Raw genomic sequence first — 15526 nt, 5'->3', positions numbered from 1 at the left:
ACACCACTACAACCACGAACGACCGAACCAAGCACTCGACGGACGAACGCCAGCTGAGGAGATTCAGAACTAGACAGTGCCTTTTATCCTCATTTATATAGAAAGTTATATGTATGGGATATTTGTATATCTTGAAATATTATTTTGCACTTATATTATCTCGAAGACACATTCGTGCTGAAATGCATATTATAGAGGGATTGGCTGAAAAACGGATTTAGTTCTACGTATGATTATAGTATAATAATGCCTTTGAAATGTCAAATTTAGATAACGATTCATTAACCAACATAAATATGATAGTATAATAATTTTACAAATACGCCCTCTCTTCAACCGTGGTAGTCTATTTTAAAAGTACACGCTAAGGGTGTATATTTTTTGCAGGACATACCTACACTGCGTGTACACTGGCCGTCAAAAACTATTACTGAGAAGGCCGAAGAAATCGAACAATGGCTGCTGACTCCGGTTGCAAAGTAGACGCGGTTATCGACAAGTACGGGTTGGCATCGGCAGACCCAGTCTACGAATCTCTTGACGATGGCCTACTCGCACGCTGGACGGGCGCTGATGACCGAACCGAAATGGGGTATCGGTCGCTGACAGCGTGGTTCAACAAACGACTCCTCAAACAGGTTTACACCGAACACGGTCGTGAATCGCTTGATACCCGTATAAACAGTGACTACGAGACGTTGCGGGGCGACGACGACTTACAACGGGACGAACTCATCGAGCGACTGCAAGCTACGGGTATCCCGGGAGCGTCGCTTCACGACGATATGGTGTCGTGGGGAACGATGCGAACGCACCTCAACGACTGTTTAGACGGTCAAAAAGAGGCCAGAAAGGCGACAACTAACTGGGAGCAGGAGAGCGTGGCAACGGCCAAAACGGTCGTCGAACGGAAGGCCGAAACGGCACTGTCCTCGCTCGCAAAGAAGGGTGATATCGACGGCGGTGACACCGCGGAGATAGAGGCTCAAATACAACTCGGATGTCCAGACTGTCCGACTCGCGTTCCGTTCGATGTCGCACTCGAGCGTGGGTACGTCTGCAAGCAACACCGGAGCGCGGATCTGTCAGCACACAACACATGAGCTGGAACATCGACATCGAACGAATCGCGGGTATAATTGACGGGTCAGCGACGATAGAGCCAGGATTGAACGTCGTCCGTGGCTCGAACTGGCAAGGGAAATCGAGCTTTATCGAATCCATCAAGACGGCCCTTGGCACCTCTACTGAACTGACTGAAGGGGAAGACAGCGGTGCGGTGCATCTCGAAACGCCAACTGGTGCCTACGACGTAACACTCACCCGTGAGAACGGTACCGTAGTCCGGCATGGCGAACCGTACCTCAGCGACGAGTACGACGTGATCCGCGCTGAACTGTTCGCGTGTTTGGACGAGCGTAACGAAGTCCGCCGTGCTGTCCGGACGGGAGAGAACCTCGAGGACGTGCTGTTGCGGCCGCTCGACTTCCAGAACATCGACTCACAGATCGAGACGTTACAGCGGGAGCGCGAACAGATCGAAACGGAACTCACGCAGGCGCGTGAGGCGAAAAAGCGGATTCCCAGCGTGCAAGAGAAAGTGACACGGCTGGAAGACGAGATCGAAGACCTGCGGGCCAAACGCGAGACGATCGACAGTGGGGCAGGAAGCAATGACGACTCGGAGTCGGTTCGCCGTCAACTCAGCCAAGCACGAACTGAACAGAACCAGGCCAAAAACCGCGTCGAACGACTTGAGCAGAGCATCGAGCGGACGGAACAGCGCCTCTCGGAACGTCAGGACGCTCTCGATGCTCTCGAAATTCCGGAGTACGATGCTGTTGAAGACAAGCTCTCTGAGGCACGGGAGAGACTCTCACAAGTAGAGCGAGACGCCGAAGTACTGCAGTCCGTCTACTCCGCCACCGAGATGGTACTCAGCGAGGACCGGATTGACCTGCTTACCGAGGTGAAGCGCGATATCGACGAGGACACTGTCACCTGCTGGACCTGCGGCAGTGAGACCACACGAGCAGATTTGGCCGACCAACTGGACGCACTCGGCAGCGAACTCACGACACTTCGTGCCCAGAAGGAGACCTACCGAGATACCGTCGAGGAACTTGAAACACAGCGCGAGGAAATCAGTCAGGCTCGCCGGCGCAAGACCGATTTAGAGGAAGACATCGCTGAGTTGGAGGCGACGCTGGCCGACCGGAGACAGAGCCTCGACGCAGCCAGTAACAGGCTCGAACAAGCGCAGGCCGACGTGGAGCGGCTTTCCGACCGCGTTGATGCGACCGTGGCGGAACTTTCGGACGTCGAAAGTGAAATCAAGTATCGCGAGGCCGAACTCGAAGACACCGCCGACGAACTGGCGCAACTCGAAACGAGAGCGGCCCGTGTTGACACGCTCGAAACCGACCTCGAATCCCTCCGTGACGATCTCGCCGAACTTCGGAACCGGAAAGACCGGATCAAGCGTGAGGCACGGGATGCGTTCGACACGGCGATGCAGGACATTCTCGCCCGATTCGGGACGGGGTTCGAAACGGCTCGACTCACCGCTGACTTTGATATCGTGGTCGCCCGCGACGGCCGGGAAGCGAGCTTAGATGCCCTCAGCGAGGGTGAACTCGAACTCATCGGCTTTGTGGCAGCGCTGGCCGGCCGCCAGTCGTTCGACGTTGGCGACACTGTCCCGCTCATGCTCGTCGACGGGTTAGGCGGCCTCGATGACGACAATCTGCACACCCTTATCGAGTACTTACAGCAGGGAACTGAGTATCTGGTATTTACTGCGTACCCGGAATACACTGCGTTCGACGGACGCGAGATCGACCCGGCCCAGTGGACTGTTGCAAACGAGAAAGCGGCCTCGGCTGACTGACCTCCTCTCAAACCGTACTCCCAGTATTGACGGCGAGTCCTTCGTACGACTGCAGATCTCTGTTGTCTGAGTGCTGAACAGAATTTCATAGGTATAATTCCAATTTTAGGACAATTATACGAAGATATTATTAGTAACCTGGCTTGTTACCAATCAGATGGCGAGCATACGGGTCAAAGACTGGACGAAAGAAAAACTGAGAAAGATACGGAATGCGGAGTCACATTCGTCGTACGATTCGGTCGTCAAAACACTACTGAAAGACCGTAAAATTGCGAAGTACGCGGACGACGCGTCCAATACCTCGATAGATGAGTCCGTCCAGTCACAGGATCCCGACATCGACAAGGCGTTCGACGATCTGACTGTGCTGGCGGAACTGACTGGGAGCCACGACGACGTGTTGTTCCTGTGGTGTCCAAACTGCGGGAACGAACTCGTCCATCTCACAGTCGATCAGCCGCTTGGCATCTCCGTGTTTGAGATGGAGTGCCAGCGGTGTCTTACCCATCTTGACAGCCAGGCCATCGTCGCTATCGAACTGCGGTATCCAATCGAACAGAAGATGATCGAGGGACAGCTCCAGGCGGACCTCAAATCCTGCGTGATGGACTACTGGGATCGAACACTGGAGGCGGCAGCTACTGAGTCGGTCGAAACAGAGCCTTCTGCCGCCCGTCTCGTGTGGCAGTTCGACCAGTACCACAAGCAGTTCGACTGGGACTGGCCGACTGATGTCCCGACTGTCAGCTTCGTCCCCGGCGTCACGTATTGCAACACGGTGACTGACGAGCGAATCGAAGCTGTCGAAGCTGTCTCAGAGAACCGGAATACGGTGGATTCCTACAAAATCAGACGCCACACTGCAGACGGCGATGTCATCTCGGACCAGCTTGACAGCAGTACGATCGTCGACTGGATTGTCAACCGTGAACTGGTCGTCACTGAGCAGTCCATGGAAACCACCAAACTCGCGACATAACGAATCGCGATGCCAACTGTCCTGGCTTAATGCTAGTGGACCCGGTCTGCCTTTCAGGACACGGTTTGCCGGGAGCCGAGATGAGCAGCGAGGTTCATTCCTTTCTGAAAGCGCCTCTTTGACTGTGATTCCGATTCTAAAGTATGTACAATTCCTTGCGTATGAGTGTGTCATAGAAAGAGTTTCACGAGCATTGGACAGCGGTCAGTACAGGCCGAAGATTGAACAGGTGGTCGGAAGAATTCAGGGATAATGAGTGAGAAGCAGACGATTCGACAGGGCTACGATGAACTCGCGGAAACCTACGCCTCCCGACGATCGGTCGATGAGCGTGAGCTACGGATACTGACGACGTTTCTCAACTCACTTTTGGAGCCACACCGTATTCTTGATGCTGGCTGCGGCCAGGGAACGCCAGTGCTTTCTCGGTTGTGTAAGGAGGCAACTGCAATCGGACTCGATTTCTCGCAGGAGCAACTCCGAATTGCCGCTGACACCGTCCCTACTGCCCGACTCGTACACGGTGATATGATGACCCTTCCGTTTCGAGACGACGTTTTCGACGCTATAACTGCGTATGATTCACTGATACACCTCCCGCTTTCCGATTATCAAACAGCTATCGAAGAGTTTTCCCGTGTTCTATGTCCGGGTGGAAGGGTGCTTCTCTCTGAAGCTCCCGAAGAGTTCGAACGCACAAACTCAAATTGGCTCGATAGCAATGTTGAGATGCGTTGGAGCATGGCAGGAGCACAAGCGACTCGCACGCAGTTACAGAACGCAGGGTTCACGGTGGTAAACGAGTGGGATGCACCAGACAGAGACGATGGAGATGACCCCAAACCGCCCTTCTTCGCTGCCCGTCTCGTGGCCTAAGCAAGAACGCACCAACAGCAGATTGGCTACTCAGGTAGAGAAAATAACGGAGTGTTCGTGGTGACTACTCAGCGCTACGGACCAGCTGGGAACCGTTCTATGACACGTTGTGCGTATAATAAAGCGCATCTCAGATTACATATCCAGATGGATTTACTATTGGTTAGAATACTTGGTATAATCTTAAATAATTATTGGTAATATATAAGGTGTATCGAGGCTACCGAAGACACCCATGACGTTTGTCGACAACAGTTATACCGCACCAGTGACCTACGTAACAGTATGATTAGGCCGGTTGTATGCACGCGTTTGGTTAGTCGCATCTCCGAGCGTGCCGTGGGTAGCGGGGGAGGAGAGAAGCTGTGAGTAAAGCGACGCACCCTCACACGCTCAAACTCCCGCGTGAGGAACACGGATTGGCGACGTCGACGGCAGCAACCAGACGGATACAGGGACTCCTTCCGGTGTTTCTGGAGAACAAGATCACGGAGGCGGAGGCCAACGGACTGGTCGTTCCACTCGACGGTAGCATCGAATCGACAGTTGCAGCGGCGCTGGCCGTCGACGGCATCGGGGCCGACTACGTGACTGGATTGGTGATGCCGGTGCAGCTAAGCGACGAGGGGCCTGCTCGGACGGCTGAAACCGTTGCGTCGCTACTCGACATCGACTGCCACCGGCTCAATCTGCAGCCAGTACTGACGGCGTTCCAGCGAGTCGTCGGTGAGACCGGTGGGCCGACCGACGACCTCGTGGCGATGCAAAACGCCGGCGAACGCTTCCGGATGGCGTGTAAGTACTACGTCGCAAACACCAGAAACGAACTCGTCGTCGGGACCGTTTCCCGGACTGATCGACTGCTGGGCTCCGTTGCGAAACACGGCGAGAACGGCGTTGACCTGTCGCTGTTTGGCGACCTCTATAGAACTGAGATCGAGGCTCTAGCTGATGCACTTGCAGTTCCATCGGATCTCCTCGACCAGTCATCACACCCAATGGAGCACACTGGTGCAACTGATGCGGCGGAGCTGGGCATCGACCAGCGGGACCTCGACAGCATCCTCCACTTCGCGATTGATAGGGGCTGTTCCGCGTCGACAGTGGCCGACAAAGTCGGTGTTGGCGAATCTGTGGTTGAGCGAACGATTCAGTGGTGTGCCAGTACGCGCCACAAGCGACACACGCCACCAAAGCCATCGATGGATAACTGACACTTTCGGCTGTTCGTCTGTGGGGTATTCGCCACCCCGGCGGCGCAAATCTCTCGCAACGGGTATGGCCAACGGTATGAGACAAGCCGTGGTGTTTCTGTGAGCAAAGCAGTTAACAGCCAGACTCCGCGATTCTCACATCCATGCAGGCCGACCCTCAGGACATAATCGACATCGGCGACAGGCTACTGTCGGAGTACCCCGAACTGTTTACCGAGCAGTACGAGACAAACACCCGTCTCGTTCAGCGACTTGCCAGCGTGGATTCGTTTCGTACCCAAACGCGACTCACCAGATACATCACCCGCGAAAAACGGACACGGAACGGATCGCAAAGATGAGGCTACTGCGAAGCACACGCGCCACACGGAGTGCCACACGTCTGTGGCGGTATTGCCTGCGCTCGGCGGCCGTCCCGATATGAGGACCTTCTTTATGTAGAGACCGTCTTGCAGGACGTATGCTACTCACTGGGACTGTCGTTGCGGATTCCGAGACCGTCCTGCAGGACGGGGCGGTCGTCGTCTCCGGGGACCGTATCGAGGCTGTGGGCCCACGTGCCGAACTCGAATCGCAGTACGCCGACCACGAACACCAGTCCTACGACGTACTGTTGCCGGGACTCGTCGGCGGCCATATCCACTCTGTGCAGAGCCTCGGCCGTGGCATCGCCGACGATACGGAACTACTCGATTGGCTATTCGACTATATTCTGCCGATGGAGGCCTCCCTGACCGCCGAGGAGATGGAAGTCGCGGCGAAACTGGGCTATCTGGAGATGATCGAAAGCGGGACCACGACCTGTATCGACCACCTCTCGGTCGCTCACGCGGACCGTGCCTTTGAGGCGGCAGGCGAAATCGGCATACGGGGCGTGCTCGGGAAGGTGCTGATGGACCAGCGCTCGCCCGACGGCCTGCTAGAGGACACACAGGCCGCACTGGACGAATCTGAGCGGCTGATTCAGCAGTATCACGGTGCCTACAACGACCGGATCCGGTATGCTGTCACACCCCGTTTTGCTGTCTCCTGTAGCGAGGCCTGTCTCCGGGGAGTGCGCGACCTTGCGGACAAGTACGACGGTGTCCGCATCCACACCCACGCCAGTGAGAACCAGAGCGAGATCGAGACGGTCAAAGAGGATACTGGGATGCGCAACATCCACTGGCTTGACGAGGTGGGTCTCACTGGGGAGGATGTCGTCCTCGCGCACTGTGTCTGGACCGACGAGAGCGAGCGCGAAGTCCTCGCAGAGACGGGGACCCACGTCACCCACTGCCCGTCCTCGAACATGAAACTCGCCAGCGGTATCGCACCGATCTGGGACTACCGTGACCGCGGCATCAACGTCGCAATCGGCAACGACGGACCGCCCTGTAACAACACGCTCGACGCCTTTACCGAGATGCGGCAGGCGAGCCTCTTGCAGAAGGTCGACCAGCTAGACCCGACGGTGACGCCGGCAGCCGAAATCTTCGAGATGGCGACGCGAAACGGTGCGAAAGCCGCTGGCTTCGAGGAACTCGGTGCGATACGGGAGGGATGGCGCGCTGACATTGTCGGCCTCGATACGGACCTCACGCGGGCGACGCCACTGCACGACGTGCTCTCGCATCTGGTGTTTGCGGCCCACGGCGACGACGTTCGCTTCACGATGGTCGACGGGAACGTCCTCATGGAACACGGGGAGGTAACCACCATCGACGCCGACGCCGTCCGCTCTCAGGCCTCGACGATGGGCCTTGAGATGGACCTCGAAGACGCACGCAAGTCCGCACAGGAACAGAAGCCCTGACGCGAACCTGTTGTCTCTCGCCTGACCGTCAGCCGAGCCGCGTCCGCAACCGAGATCCGAGCCAGTCGCTCGTGACGACCAGCGCAAACACGGCGAGGATGGCGGTCGAGAGTTTCCCGTACTGCAACCGTTGAATGGTGATGACGAGATAGTACCCGACCCCGCCTGCACCCACGAACCCGAGGATGGCTGCCGACCGGATGGTACACTCCCAGCGGTACAGTGTGTACGAGGCGATTGTAGGCGTCACCTGCGGGACCATCCCGTGACAGACCGCCTGCAGGCGTGTTGCGCCACTTCCGGCAACTGCCTCGGTCGTCATCGGGTCCGTGTCTTCAAGGAAATCGGCGTACAGTTTTCCTAGGACACCGGCGTTGTGAACTGCAAGCGCGAGCACACCCGCAAACGGGCCGAGGCCGATAGCGGTAACGAACAGGAACCCCCAGACGATGCCGGGGACGGAGCGCAGAAAGCTGAGCACGGTTCGGCTGGCGTGATAGAGACCGCGTCCGACGGCGATACGGCCGGCTGAAGCGTTTCTGTACAGCGGGCCACGATGGGTGACAGTGGCGGCACTGGTCAGACCGAGTGGGACGGCGAGCGCGACGGCAAGCGTGGTTCCGACGACGCTGATAGCCAGGGTTTCGACGACAGCCCACAGCAGGCCGTCTCGAAGGCTTCGTCCCAGCAGGTATTCACGGCTAGTCTCCGGTGGGATGCCCTCGGCGACGAACGCGGCCATCTGCTCACGAGCACCGGCGGCGAACAGGGCCACCGGGTCCACTTCGGCGATCCACGCCGCGGCCGCCAGGATGACACAGCCGCCGAGGAGTGTCGTGAGCTGGCGTTTCGAGAGTCCGGTCGAAGCATGCTGGGCGGGGTCTGGTCCGCTATATTTCTCAGACATACCGTGGAACCGGGACATCGCTCTCTTTCTCCGTTCCCGTTCGTTCGGCATCGGTATCCGGCGTGGATGCCCCCGCCGCAAAGAGGGCATCCAGTTGGTCGTCGGTCACCGCCGGTGCGGGCGTATCGAATCTGACTCGGCCATCCGCCATGCCGACAATCCGGTCGAAGTGCTCCAGCGCCAGGTCGACCTCGTGGAGAACGGTGACCAGCAGTTCCCCGTCGAGAGCAGCGTTGAGCACGTCGATAACGTTCCGGCGGGAGCTGGGGTCGAGGTTCGCTGTCGGCTCGTCGGCCAACACGACCTCGGCATCCTGCATGAGGGCCCGTGCGAAGGCGACCCGCTGGCGTTCGCCGGCACTCAACGATTTCACGGGGACATCGGCCCGGTCGGCCAACCCGACGGTATCGAGTCGTTCGAGGGCTGGCTCTGGATGCTGGGGCAGCAGTGGCTCGATGAAGCCATGGAGCCAGGACAGGGCTCCAAGGCGCCCAGTGAGGACGTTCGACAGTGCGGTCCGCCGGTCCACGAGCGTCTCCCCCTGATACGCAAGCGTCGCGGTCGAACCCGTAATGCTGCTCCCGTCGAAGCGCACTGTCCCGACATCAGGCTGTAACGCGCCAGCTGCCAGCCTGAGAAGCGTGGTCTTGCCGGCGCCCGACGGACCGATGACGGCGACCCGTTCACCAGCAGCCAGACTGAGTGAGACATCTCGTACCGCGACTTTCCCGCCGAATCGCTTGGTGACACTGTCGAACACAAGTCCCTGTCCCGATTGTTTGCTCTCTGGCTGCGCCGTGTGCTTGTTCCTCACCCGTCGCCTCCCCGTTCGATGCCAGCCATCTCGACGGCCGTTTCCAGCGAGGTGAACGCGTCGTGGCTCACCCCGACGTACTGGTCGACAGCCTGCTGGTCGAGAATGTCCGTTCGCCCTTTCGAATCGAGGGTCGTGAACGCCGTTTGCACAGCGTCCGCTGTCGTTGCCTCTAGCGACGGGGCAACAGCCCACGGGTAATCAGGGAAACCGGGGGTCCGCCAGAGCTCTTGTACCCCATCAACAGCGTCCTCTGCGCGTAGTCTGTCGTAGATGCGGGCGTTCAGCGCCCCGACGACACCGCTCGTCCGGCCGACTGTTTCTGCCGTTGCGTCGTGGGCACCGACGTGTGTGACCTGTGCGAACGCGTCGGTGTGTAGGCTGTATTCCGTCTGAAGGTGGTACGTCGGCATCACGGTCCCACTGGTCGAGAGTGGGTCGCCAAACACCAGTTCGGTCTCGCTTGCGGCCTCGACTACATCTGCCATCTCTGTCAGGTCATTGCCTGACGGGGCGATGAACGCAGAGTGCCACTCCGTCTGTCCGTTCCGTGACCCGACGGCGACTGGCTTTGCGCCTGCTCGATGATGCGCCAGAATGTACGACACACCGCCGTAGTAGGCAATATCGACTTGCCCCGCGACCATCGCCTGTACCATACCGGCATAGTCAGCCGCTGTGCGTAGCTCAGTCTCGACGTCGAGTTCTGTCGCCAGATACGTCGCGAGTTCGGTGTTCTGTTCAATGGCGGTATCCGGGTCCACGTCGGGCACGACACCGACCGTCAGCGTCGGCGTCGCCGTCCTTCCGAGACAGCCCGACAGCGAGAGCGCTGCCGCTGTACCCAGGAATTCACGCCTCGTAGGTCGCATTACGCTGTGATGCGAGTCGCCGGGCTTGAAAGTTGTGTGCGCCACATCCCGGCTGTGTGGCCCACGACAGCAATGCGTGTCTGTCGGCCTCAGTCGCTCGTTGCGATTGCTTCGATTTCGACTCCCACGCCCTTTGGCAGGTTTGCGACCTCGACTGCGCTCCGGGCCGGCGGCTCTTCGTCGAAAAAGCCGGCATAGGTGTCGTTCATCGACTCGAAATCGTCGATGTCGTCCAGATAGACGGTCACCTTCAATACGTCACTCATCTCCAGTCCCTCGGCTGCCAGCACCGCTTCGACGTTCGATAGCGCCTGTTCTGCCTGCGTCGCTATCGGTTCGTCGTCCAGCAGGTCGCCGTCGGGCGTCATCGGAATCTGGCCCGCGGTGAACACGAGCGAGCCGTTTGTCGTCGCCTGGCTGTACGCGCCAACCGCATCGGGTGCATCGGCCGTGCTGATGGTCCGTTTCATCAGCCGAGTGTTCCACCATCAGTGTCTTAAATTTACAGGCTGTCGCGGCGGTCCGTGAACTCGGCGAGATCAGAGTCGGTGTCGATATCCCAGTGGACACCGGGGTCCTCAACCTCGATGAACGCTGTCTGCTCGGTGGTCTCGATGATATCTCGACCGCCGCGGTCGCCGGAGACTGAGGCGAGCGCATCGAAATGGCAGTCGTCGAAAAGCACCGGATTACCCCGCGTCCCCTCGTGTTCGGGAACGACAATTGTTGCCGATTCTGTACGGTACGTTTCGATAAGCGCCTCGATAGTTTCGACGCGTACGAACGGCATATCGCCCAGCAGGAACAGGGCGGCGTCCCAGTCGGATTCCTGTGCATAGTCGACTCCATGTCGAACCGACGCACTCTGGCCGGTTGCGTACTCGTCGTTATGCTGAACCGAGAGCGAGAGACCCTCCAGCGCCTCAGCGACGGCCACGCCCTCGTATCCGAGGACGGCGACAACGTCCGATAGCGATGACTCACAGGCGGTTTCGGCTACGTGTCGAACGACTGCCGTCCCGCCGACAGTCGCTAGCAGTTTGTTACCCGACTCGTACCGCGAACTCTGCCCAGCGGCGAGGATAACGCCGCCGACTTTAGTCCGGCGCTGGCTGCTCATGCTTCTCCTCGTCTCGCAACAATACCGGCCGTTTCCCCGGATTCAGTCATCGGTGGCCCCCTCCTGCACGTCTGCCGCTGAGACTACTTCACAGACCTCTGATTTGAACGACGTGATGACGCCCCGAGAACACCGCTCTGTCTGTGAAAGTGCGTGTGTGAGAACGTCTCTGGCGGTATGCTGCTGTGTTTCGGCATCCGCTTTGTTGACTAGCGGTATCACAGATGCCTCGGCTGGTGCGTTTCGGAGGCCGCCGTCGGGATGTGTGAGCACTGTCCCGACAGCTGTCGCAGTGATCGTGTCGCCCACACGAAGGCCGGTGATATCCGCGACCAGCTTCGGTCGATGGACCACGTCCGTCGTCAGCGCTTCACCAACGGCGGCAACCGAGGCAACCGGGACGACGTGGCTGGCTGTACTCGGAACGACTGGTTCCCCATCGCTAGGCGCTTTGAACTCCCGCTTACGTGCGCCGTCAGCCTTGATAAGGAGCCAGTCGAACAGTCCGGCATCGGATAGCTCTTCCACCACACTCGTCTCGAACCCGCGAACTTTCCGGTCGACTCGCGCCGGATCGGCTACCCCCTCGCGAGCAACGGCAACTGGCGGGTCGTGGGCTTCGAGGTCGGCCCGCCACTCGTCCGGACCCGTGAGCGTCAGCGGCAGGTCAGGCGGCGGTGGCATCGCTGTCGTTGTCGTGTAACCCACGTCGTACCCCTTGTCAGTTCCCTCGACCGTCAACTGTCCCATCGCGGTTTTCTTCCCGCCGGCCCCGACAAAGGCGACAGCGGCGCTGGAACCCAGGCCCAGCGCAGCAGCCAGATCCATATGATCGCTCCGCCCAAGACACACAAATAGCTTCCCGGGGCAACGACGTGTGGCGGCGATAGCGTTTTTGTGACCTAGTAACACACGTATCGGTATGGCCCGTGTAGACGTTCGTGGTGAAATCTGCCCCCGGCCGGCGCTCATCGTCCGGCAGGCGCTTTCGGACCTCGATACCGGCGAGACACTCGTCGTTCGAGGCGATTACCCGCCGGCTGAAGAAAACCTTCGGCGGATGTGTACGACGCACGGCATCGACGTGACGACCGCGGAGACCGCTGGCGAGTCTGACGAGTTCGAACTCGAACTCCGGGTGACCGAGATGGCGTCGCTATCGGAGGCTTGAGTGTGGGAACCGACGCGGCGACTGACGATGACGACGAGACGACTCGCCTGACGGAGTACACTGAACTCCATGGCTGTTCCTGTAAAGTCGGCCAGAGCGAGCTCGATTCGCTGCTCGCCGATGCCGGCCTCTCCGGTGAGAGCGACGCGTTGCTGTTCGGCATTGGCGAGGACGCCGCTGCGCGGAAACTTACCGACGACCTCGCGCTGGTCTCGACGGTGGATTTCTTCACACCTATCCTCGACGACCCGTACGACTTCGGCCGTATCGCCGCCTGTAACGCGGCTAGCGATGCTTTCGCCACGGGTGCGGTCGAGAACGTCGATTGCCTGGTCGTCCTCGGGCTTCCGCGAGAGCTAACTGAGAGCGCAGCGCCGATCCTCGCCGGTATGGCCGACGCGCTGGACGCGATGGACGGCGTCATTGCCGGTGGCCACACCATCATGAGTCCGTGGCCCTTCGCCGGCGGCGCTATCTCGGCGACATCGCGTCCCGACGCTTTGCTCACTTCGCAAGGGGCTAGCGCCGGCGACCGACTCTACCTGACCAAACCGCTTGGGACACAGCCGGCGATGGGGGCGACCCGCGTGACCGACAACCAGTTCGTCGAGACGGTCACCGACGCCACTGAGCGCCCGCTCGACCAAATCGAGTCGGAGGCCATCGCGTGGATGACGACACCGAACCGGGACGCGGCGCTCGCGTGCCGCGAACACGCGACAGCCGCCACCGATATTACCGGCTTCGGCCTCGCCGGCCAGAGCCGCGTGGTGGCCGCCCGCTCCAATGTCGGTATCGAACTGACGTACCTCCCGGTCATCGCGGGAACACCCGCCCTCTCGACGCTTTTCGGATACGGACTGACTGAGGGTGAGAGCGCAGAGACCAGCGGCGGCCTGTTCGTCTCCGTCCCGCCGGCTTCGGCTGACGCCGTCGAATCGGCATTCGACAACGCCGGCGTGTTCTATCGGGCTGTCGGCCGTGTTACGGCCGGACGCGGTGTCACGATTGACGACCCGGCCATCGAAGAAGTTCGTCACTAACGTCGGTTAGGTGCTTTCTACCGCAACCGGAGCACTGCCTCTAGCACGCCACCGCCGAGACACAACGCTTTGTCGGAGATTTTCGTTGGGTCGACAGACTCGCTACGAGGGTCGACATCGCCGAGTTTGGTGCTCTCACTGACGCCGAGGCCGCCGTGAACTAGGCCGCGAACCAGTCCGTCTATCTCGGTTTCGACCGGCCTGTCACCGACAGTGCCGACCACGTCGCCGGCTGTGACACTATCGCCGATGGCGACCGCCGGGGTCCACTCGCCATCGGTCGGGGCGCGAAGCACCCGCTCGTGGGTGTAGCCGCGCCGTTCGCCGGGCTCGCCGTCGTACTCGCTCGCTGTCCCCTCGTAGAACACCCGGCCGAGCTCGTGCCCGCGGTCGGTCTCGACGACCGCGTCCACGTCGTCGCCGGCCTCGAAACCGGGCCCCATCCCGACCACCACGTCGGCATCTCCCCGACGCGTGCCGGTGTCGAACGCCCCTTTCGCCATGATGGCGTCGACGAGGACTGCGGCGTCGAGTTCGTCGGTGACGGTCGCCTCGGGGTCGACGAGTACCGGCACGACATCGTCGGCGAGCAGTCCGAGCGCCTCGTCGATGTCCGCCGCTGCCCGGCCAGTGACTCCCTCAACCGTCACCTCGTTTCTGTACAATGCAGAACCGAAGGCGACTGCCCGCCGGACCACCGTTGGCTGATCGACCTCTGTGACGATGACCGGGAAGCCGGCCTGCTGCAGACGATAGACGACGCCGCTACCGAGGTCGCCGCCGCCGCGAACGACGACCACGTCGTCGAGGTTCAGCCGTGTCGCCCGCTCACCGGTTGCGTCGTGTCGGTCCATGGTGACCTCGGACAGAATCGAGAGCGCGACGGCGGCCGGCCCGCTCCCGCCGAGGTCGAGTCCTACCGGCGTCCGAACACGGCTGAGGTCCCGACGGGCGTAGCCCGACTCGGCGAGTGAGTCGAGGACGTGATTGGCCTTCGTTTCGCTGGCGACGAGTCCAATGTAGCCAGCCGCACCGTCCAGCGCTGCAGCGACAGCGTCTTGGTCGAACGTCCCGCTCCGCGTCGCGACGGCCACCGCTGTCTCAGTTCCCATCGGCAGATCACCGAGCGCGTCGCCGTATTCGCCGTGAATCACGTCTGTCTCGTCGGGGAACTGTGCCGGGTCGGCGTACGCCTCGCGGTCGTCGACCACAGTGACGGCGTAGCCCAGTCGATCCGCCAGCGGGGCCAGCTCGACGCTGATGTGGCCGCCGCCGGCGATGTAGAGCTGTGCCTGTCCGCGCACGCGGTCGATGAATACGCCCATCTCGCCGCCACAGACCATGCCCGTGTTGCCGCCGCGTTCGAGTTCATACGTCCGGACGCCGGGGTCGTCGTCCCCACCGAGTACTGACCGGGCGTCCTGGACGGCGAGATGCTCGACCGTGCCGCCGCCGATAGTCCCGTACTCGTCGTCAGCCGTGACGACCATCTTGTCCCCCACGTCCCGCGGTGCGCTGCCGTCCTTGCGGACGATAGTCAGGAGCGCCGCCGGCTCTCCTTGGGCAGCCAGCTCGTCGAGTCGTTCGAACAGGCTCATACGAAGCTCTTCACCTCTCGTTCGACGAGCCGCTCGACGACGGCATCGTAGGATATCTTGTCGATATCCGGCGGTAGCGAGACGCCACGCACGTCCACGTCCCTCGCAACTGCTGAGACGGGTGCGTCGATATCCGGTGTGAGGTAGACGCCGTCCTGAATCAGAACGACGTGTGCTTCGGGATCCCCGGCGGCGGTACGCAGTCCGACTTCGGCCATCGGTTTGTCGATGAGATACAGCATTG

General features: G+C 60.1%; 17 protein-coding genes and 1 pseudogene. 10 read left to right on the top strand and 8 right to left on the bottom strand.

Features of this window, described 5'->3' with window-relative positions; all coding sequences use genetic code 11:
- The 8 genes and pseudogenes from IEY38_RS14155 to IEY38_RS14120 form a co-directional block, all read left to right on the top strand.
- Positions 1-73, top strand: a pseudogene (locus tag IEY38_RS14155) (IS6 family transposase); the annotation flags it as partial.
- Between the two features lie 382 nt (positions 74-455).
- Complete coding sequence (rdfA, locus tag IEY38_RS14150; RefSeq protein WP_170098817.1) at positions 456-1103, top strand: rod-determining factor RdfA; 648 nt, start codon at positions 456-458, stop codon at positions 1101-1103.
- Positions 1100-2890: an archaea-specific SMC-related protein gene (locus IEY38_RS14145; RefSeq protein WP_188978809.1), complete on the top strand. Its 1791-nt coding sequence runs from the start codon at positions 1100-1102 to the stop codon at positions 2888-2890. The genes rdfA and IEY38_RS14145 overlap by 4 nt, the downstream gene beginning before the upstream one ends.
- A gap of 157 nt (positions 2891-3047) precedes the next feature.
- The gene (locus tag IEY38_RS14140; RefSeq protein ID WP_188978807.1) at positions 3048-3872 is read left to right on the top strand and encodes a hypothetical protein; all 825 of its coding nucleotides are present in this window, start codon (positions 3048-3050) and stop codon (positions 3870-3872) included.
- A 252-nt stretch (positions 3873-4124) separates the two neighbouring features.
- On the top strand, positions 4125-4748 hold the full coding sequence (locus tag IEY38_RS14135; protein ID WP_188978805.1) for a class I SAM-dependent methyltransferase: 624 nt from the start codon (positions 4125-4127) through the stop codon (positions 4746-4748).
- 365 nt (positions 4749-5113) lie between these two features.
- Positions 5114-5962, top strand: a complete 849-nt coding sequence (gene nadE, locus IEY38_RS14130; RefSeq protein ID WP_188978803.1) for an NAD(+) synthase — start codon at positions 5114-5116, stop codon at positions 5960-5962.
- A gap of 143 nt (positions 5963-6105) precedes the next feature.
- Positions 6106-6303, top strand: coding sequence for a 30S ribosomal protein S17 (locus IEY38_RS14125; RefSeq protein WP_188978802.1), 198 nt, complete (start codon positions 6106-6108; stop codon positions 6301-6303).
- Positions 6304-6422: 119 nt separating this feature from the next.
- On the top strand, positions 6423-7757 hold the full coding sequence (locus IEY38_RS14120; protein WP_188978801.1) for a 5'-deoxyadenosine deaminase: 1335 nt from the start codon (positions 6423-6425) through the stop codon (positions 7755-7757).
- Between the two features lie 28 nt (positions 7758-7785).
- On the opposite strand, the gene phnE is transcribed toward IEY38_RS14120, so the two are convergent.
- The 6 genes from phnE to yqeC all read right to left on the bottom strand — a co-directional run bounded on the left by phnE (position 7786) and on the right by yqeC (position 12298).
- Entirely contained in the window at positions 7786-8664 is an 879-nt protein-coding gene (gene phnE / locus IEY38_RS14115; RefSeq protein WP_188978800.1) for a phosphonate ABC transporter, permease protein PhnE, read from the bottom strand.
- Entirely contained in the window at positions 8657-9478 is an 822-nt protein-coding gene (locus IEY38_RS14110) for a phosphonate ABC transporter ATP-binding protein (RefSeq protein WP_188978799.1), read from the bottom strand. Before IEY38_RS14110 ends, phnE begins: the two co-directional genes overlap by 8 nt.
- Entirely contained in the window at positions 9475-10350 is an 876-nt protein-coding gene (gene phnD / locus IEY38_RS14105) for a phosphate/phosphite/phosphonate ABC transporter substrate-binding protein (RefSeq protein WP_188978798.1), read from the bottom strand. Before phnD ends, IEY38_RS14110 begins: the two co-directional genes overlap by 4 nt.
- A gap of 89 nt (positions 10351-10439) precedes the next feature.
- The gene (locus IEY38_RS14100) at positions 10440-10820 is read right to left on the bottom strand and encodes a Rid family detoxifying hydrolase (protein WP_005533442.1); all 381 of its coding nucleotides are present in this window, start codon (positions 10818-10820) and stop codon (positions 10440-10442) included.
- A gap of 32 nt (positions 10821-10852) precedes the next feature.
- Positions 10853-11470, bottom strand: coding sequence for a nucleotidyltransferase family protein (locus IEY38_RS14095; RefSeq protein ID WP_188978797.1), 618 nt, complete (start codon positions 11468-11470; stop codon positions 10853-10855).
- Between the two features lie 42 nt (positions 11471-11512).
- Positions 11513-12298 carry a selenium cofactor biosynthesis protein YqeC gene (yqeC, locus tag IEY38_RS14090; RefSeq protein ID WP_188978795.1) on the bottom strand — a complete coding sequence of 262 codons (786 nt, stop codon included), beginning with the start codon at positions 12296-12298 and terminating at the stop codon, positions 11513-11515.
- A 94-nt stretch (positions 12299-12392) separates the two neighbouring features.
- Between yqeC and IEY38_RS14085 the strand changes: the two genes are divergently transcribed.
- Together IEY38_RS14085 and selD are read left to right on the top strand one after the other, a co-directional pair.
- The gene (locus IEY38_RS14085; RefSeq protein WP_011222658.1) at positions 12393-12641 is read left to right on the top strand and encodes a sulfurtransferase TusA family protein; all 249 of its coding nucleotides are present in this window, start codon (positions 12393-12395) and stop codon (positions 12639-12641) included.
- Positions 12642-12643: 2 nt separating this feature from the next.
- Positions 12644-13684: a selenide, water dikinase SelD gene (gene selD / locus IEY38_RS14080; protein WP_188978793.1), complete on the top strand. Its 1041-nt coding sequence runs from the start codon at positions 12644-12646 to the stop codon at positions 13682-13684.
- A 17-nt stretch (positions 13685-13701) separates the two neighbouring features.
- Here selD and yqeB read toward each other — a convergent pair whose 3' ends face one another.
- Together yqeB and IEY38_RS14070 are read right to left on the bottom strand one after the other, a co-directional pair.
- Complete coding sequence (yqeB, locus tag IEY38_RS14075) at positions 13702-15282, bottom strand: selenium-dependent molybdenum cofactor biosynthesis protein YqeB (protein ID WP_188978791.1); 1581 nt, start codon at positions 15280-15282, stop codon at positions 13702-13704.
- Complete coding sequence (locus IEY38_RS14070; protein ID WP_188978789.1) at positions 15279-15524, bottom strand: hypothetical protein; 246 nt, start codon at positions 15522-15524, stop codon at positions 15279-15281. The genes yqeB and IEY38_RS14070 overlap by 4 nt, the downstream gene beginning before the upstream one ends.
- Between the last annotated feature and the right edge of the window lie 2 nt (positions 15525-15526).

This window comes from Haloarcula sebkhae (assembly GCF_014647415.1).
Classification (GTDB): domain Archaea; phylum Halobacteriota; class Halobacteria; order Halobacteriales; family Haloarculaceae; genus Haloarcula; species Haloarcula sebkhae.
Note: the sequence above shows the minus strand (reverse complement) of the source record. Positions and strands in the feature narration are given on the sequence as shown.

Coding starts and splice junctions, on each gene's coding strand:
- IEY38_RS14145 (WP_188978809.1), top strand. CDS start 1,100: ATGAGCTGGAACATCGACATCGAACGAATCGCGGGTATAATTGACGGG.
- yqeC (WP_188978795.1), bottom strand. CDS start 12,298: ATGGATCTGGCTGCTGCGCTGGGCCTGGGTTCCAGCGCCGCTGTCGCC.
- phnD (WP_188978798.1), bottom strand. CDS start 10,350: ATGCGACCTACGAGGCGTGAATTCCTGGGTACAGCGGCAGCGCTCTCG.
- IEY38_RS14140 (WP_188978807.1), top strand. CDS start 3,048: ATGGCGAGCATACGGGTCAAAGACTGGACGAAAGAAAAACTGAGAAAG.
- IEY38_RS14070 (WP_188978789.1), bottom strand. CDS start 15,524: ATGCTGTATCTCATCGACAAACCGATGGCCGAAGTCGGACTGCGTACC.
- yqeB (WP_188978791.1), bottom strand. CDS start 15,282: ATGAGCCTGTTCGAACGACTCGACGAGCTGGCTGCCCAAGGAGAGCCG.
- IEY38_RS14135 (WP_188978805.1), top strand. CDS start 4,125: ATGAGTGAGAAGCAGACGATTCGACAGGGCTACGATGAACTCGCGGAA.
- phnE (WP_188978800.1), bottom strand. CDS start 8,664: ATGTCTGAGAAATATAGCGGACCAGACCCCGCCCAGCATGCTTCGACC.
- rdfA (WP_170098817.1), top strand. CDS start 456: ATGGCTGCTGACTCCGGTTGCAAAGTAGACGCGGTTATCGACAAGTAC.
- IEY38_RS14085 (WP_011222658.1), top strand. CDS start 12,393: ATGGCCCGTGTAGACGTTCGTGGTGAAATCTGCCCCCGGCCGGCGCTC.
- IEY38_RS14125 (WP_188978802.1), top strand. CDS start 6,106: ATGCAGGCCGACCCTCAGGACATAATCGACATCGGCGACAGGCTACTG.
- IEY38_RS14095 (WP_188978797.1), bottom strand. CDS start 11,470: ATGAGCAGCCAGCGCCGGACTAAAGTCGGCGGCGTTATCCTCGCCGCT.
- IEY38_RS14120 (WP_188978801.1), top strand. CDS start 6,423: ATGCTACTCACTGGGACTGTCGTTGCGGATTCCGAGACCGTCCTGCAG.
- IEY38_RS14100 (WP_005533442.1), bottom strand. CDS start 10,820: ATGAAACGGACCATCAGCACGGCCGATGCACCCGATGCGGTTGGCGCG.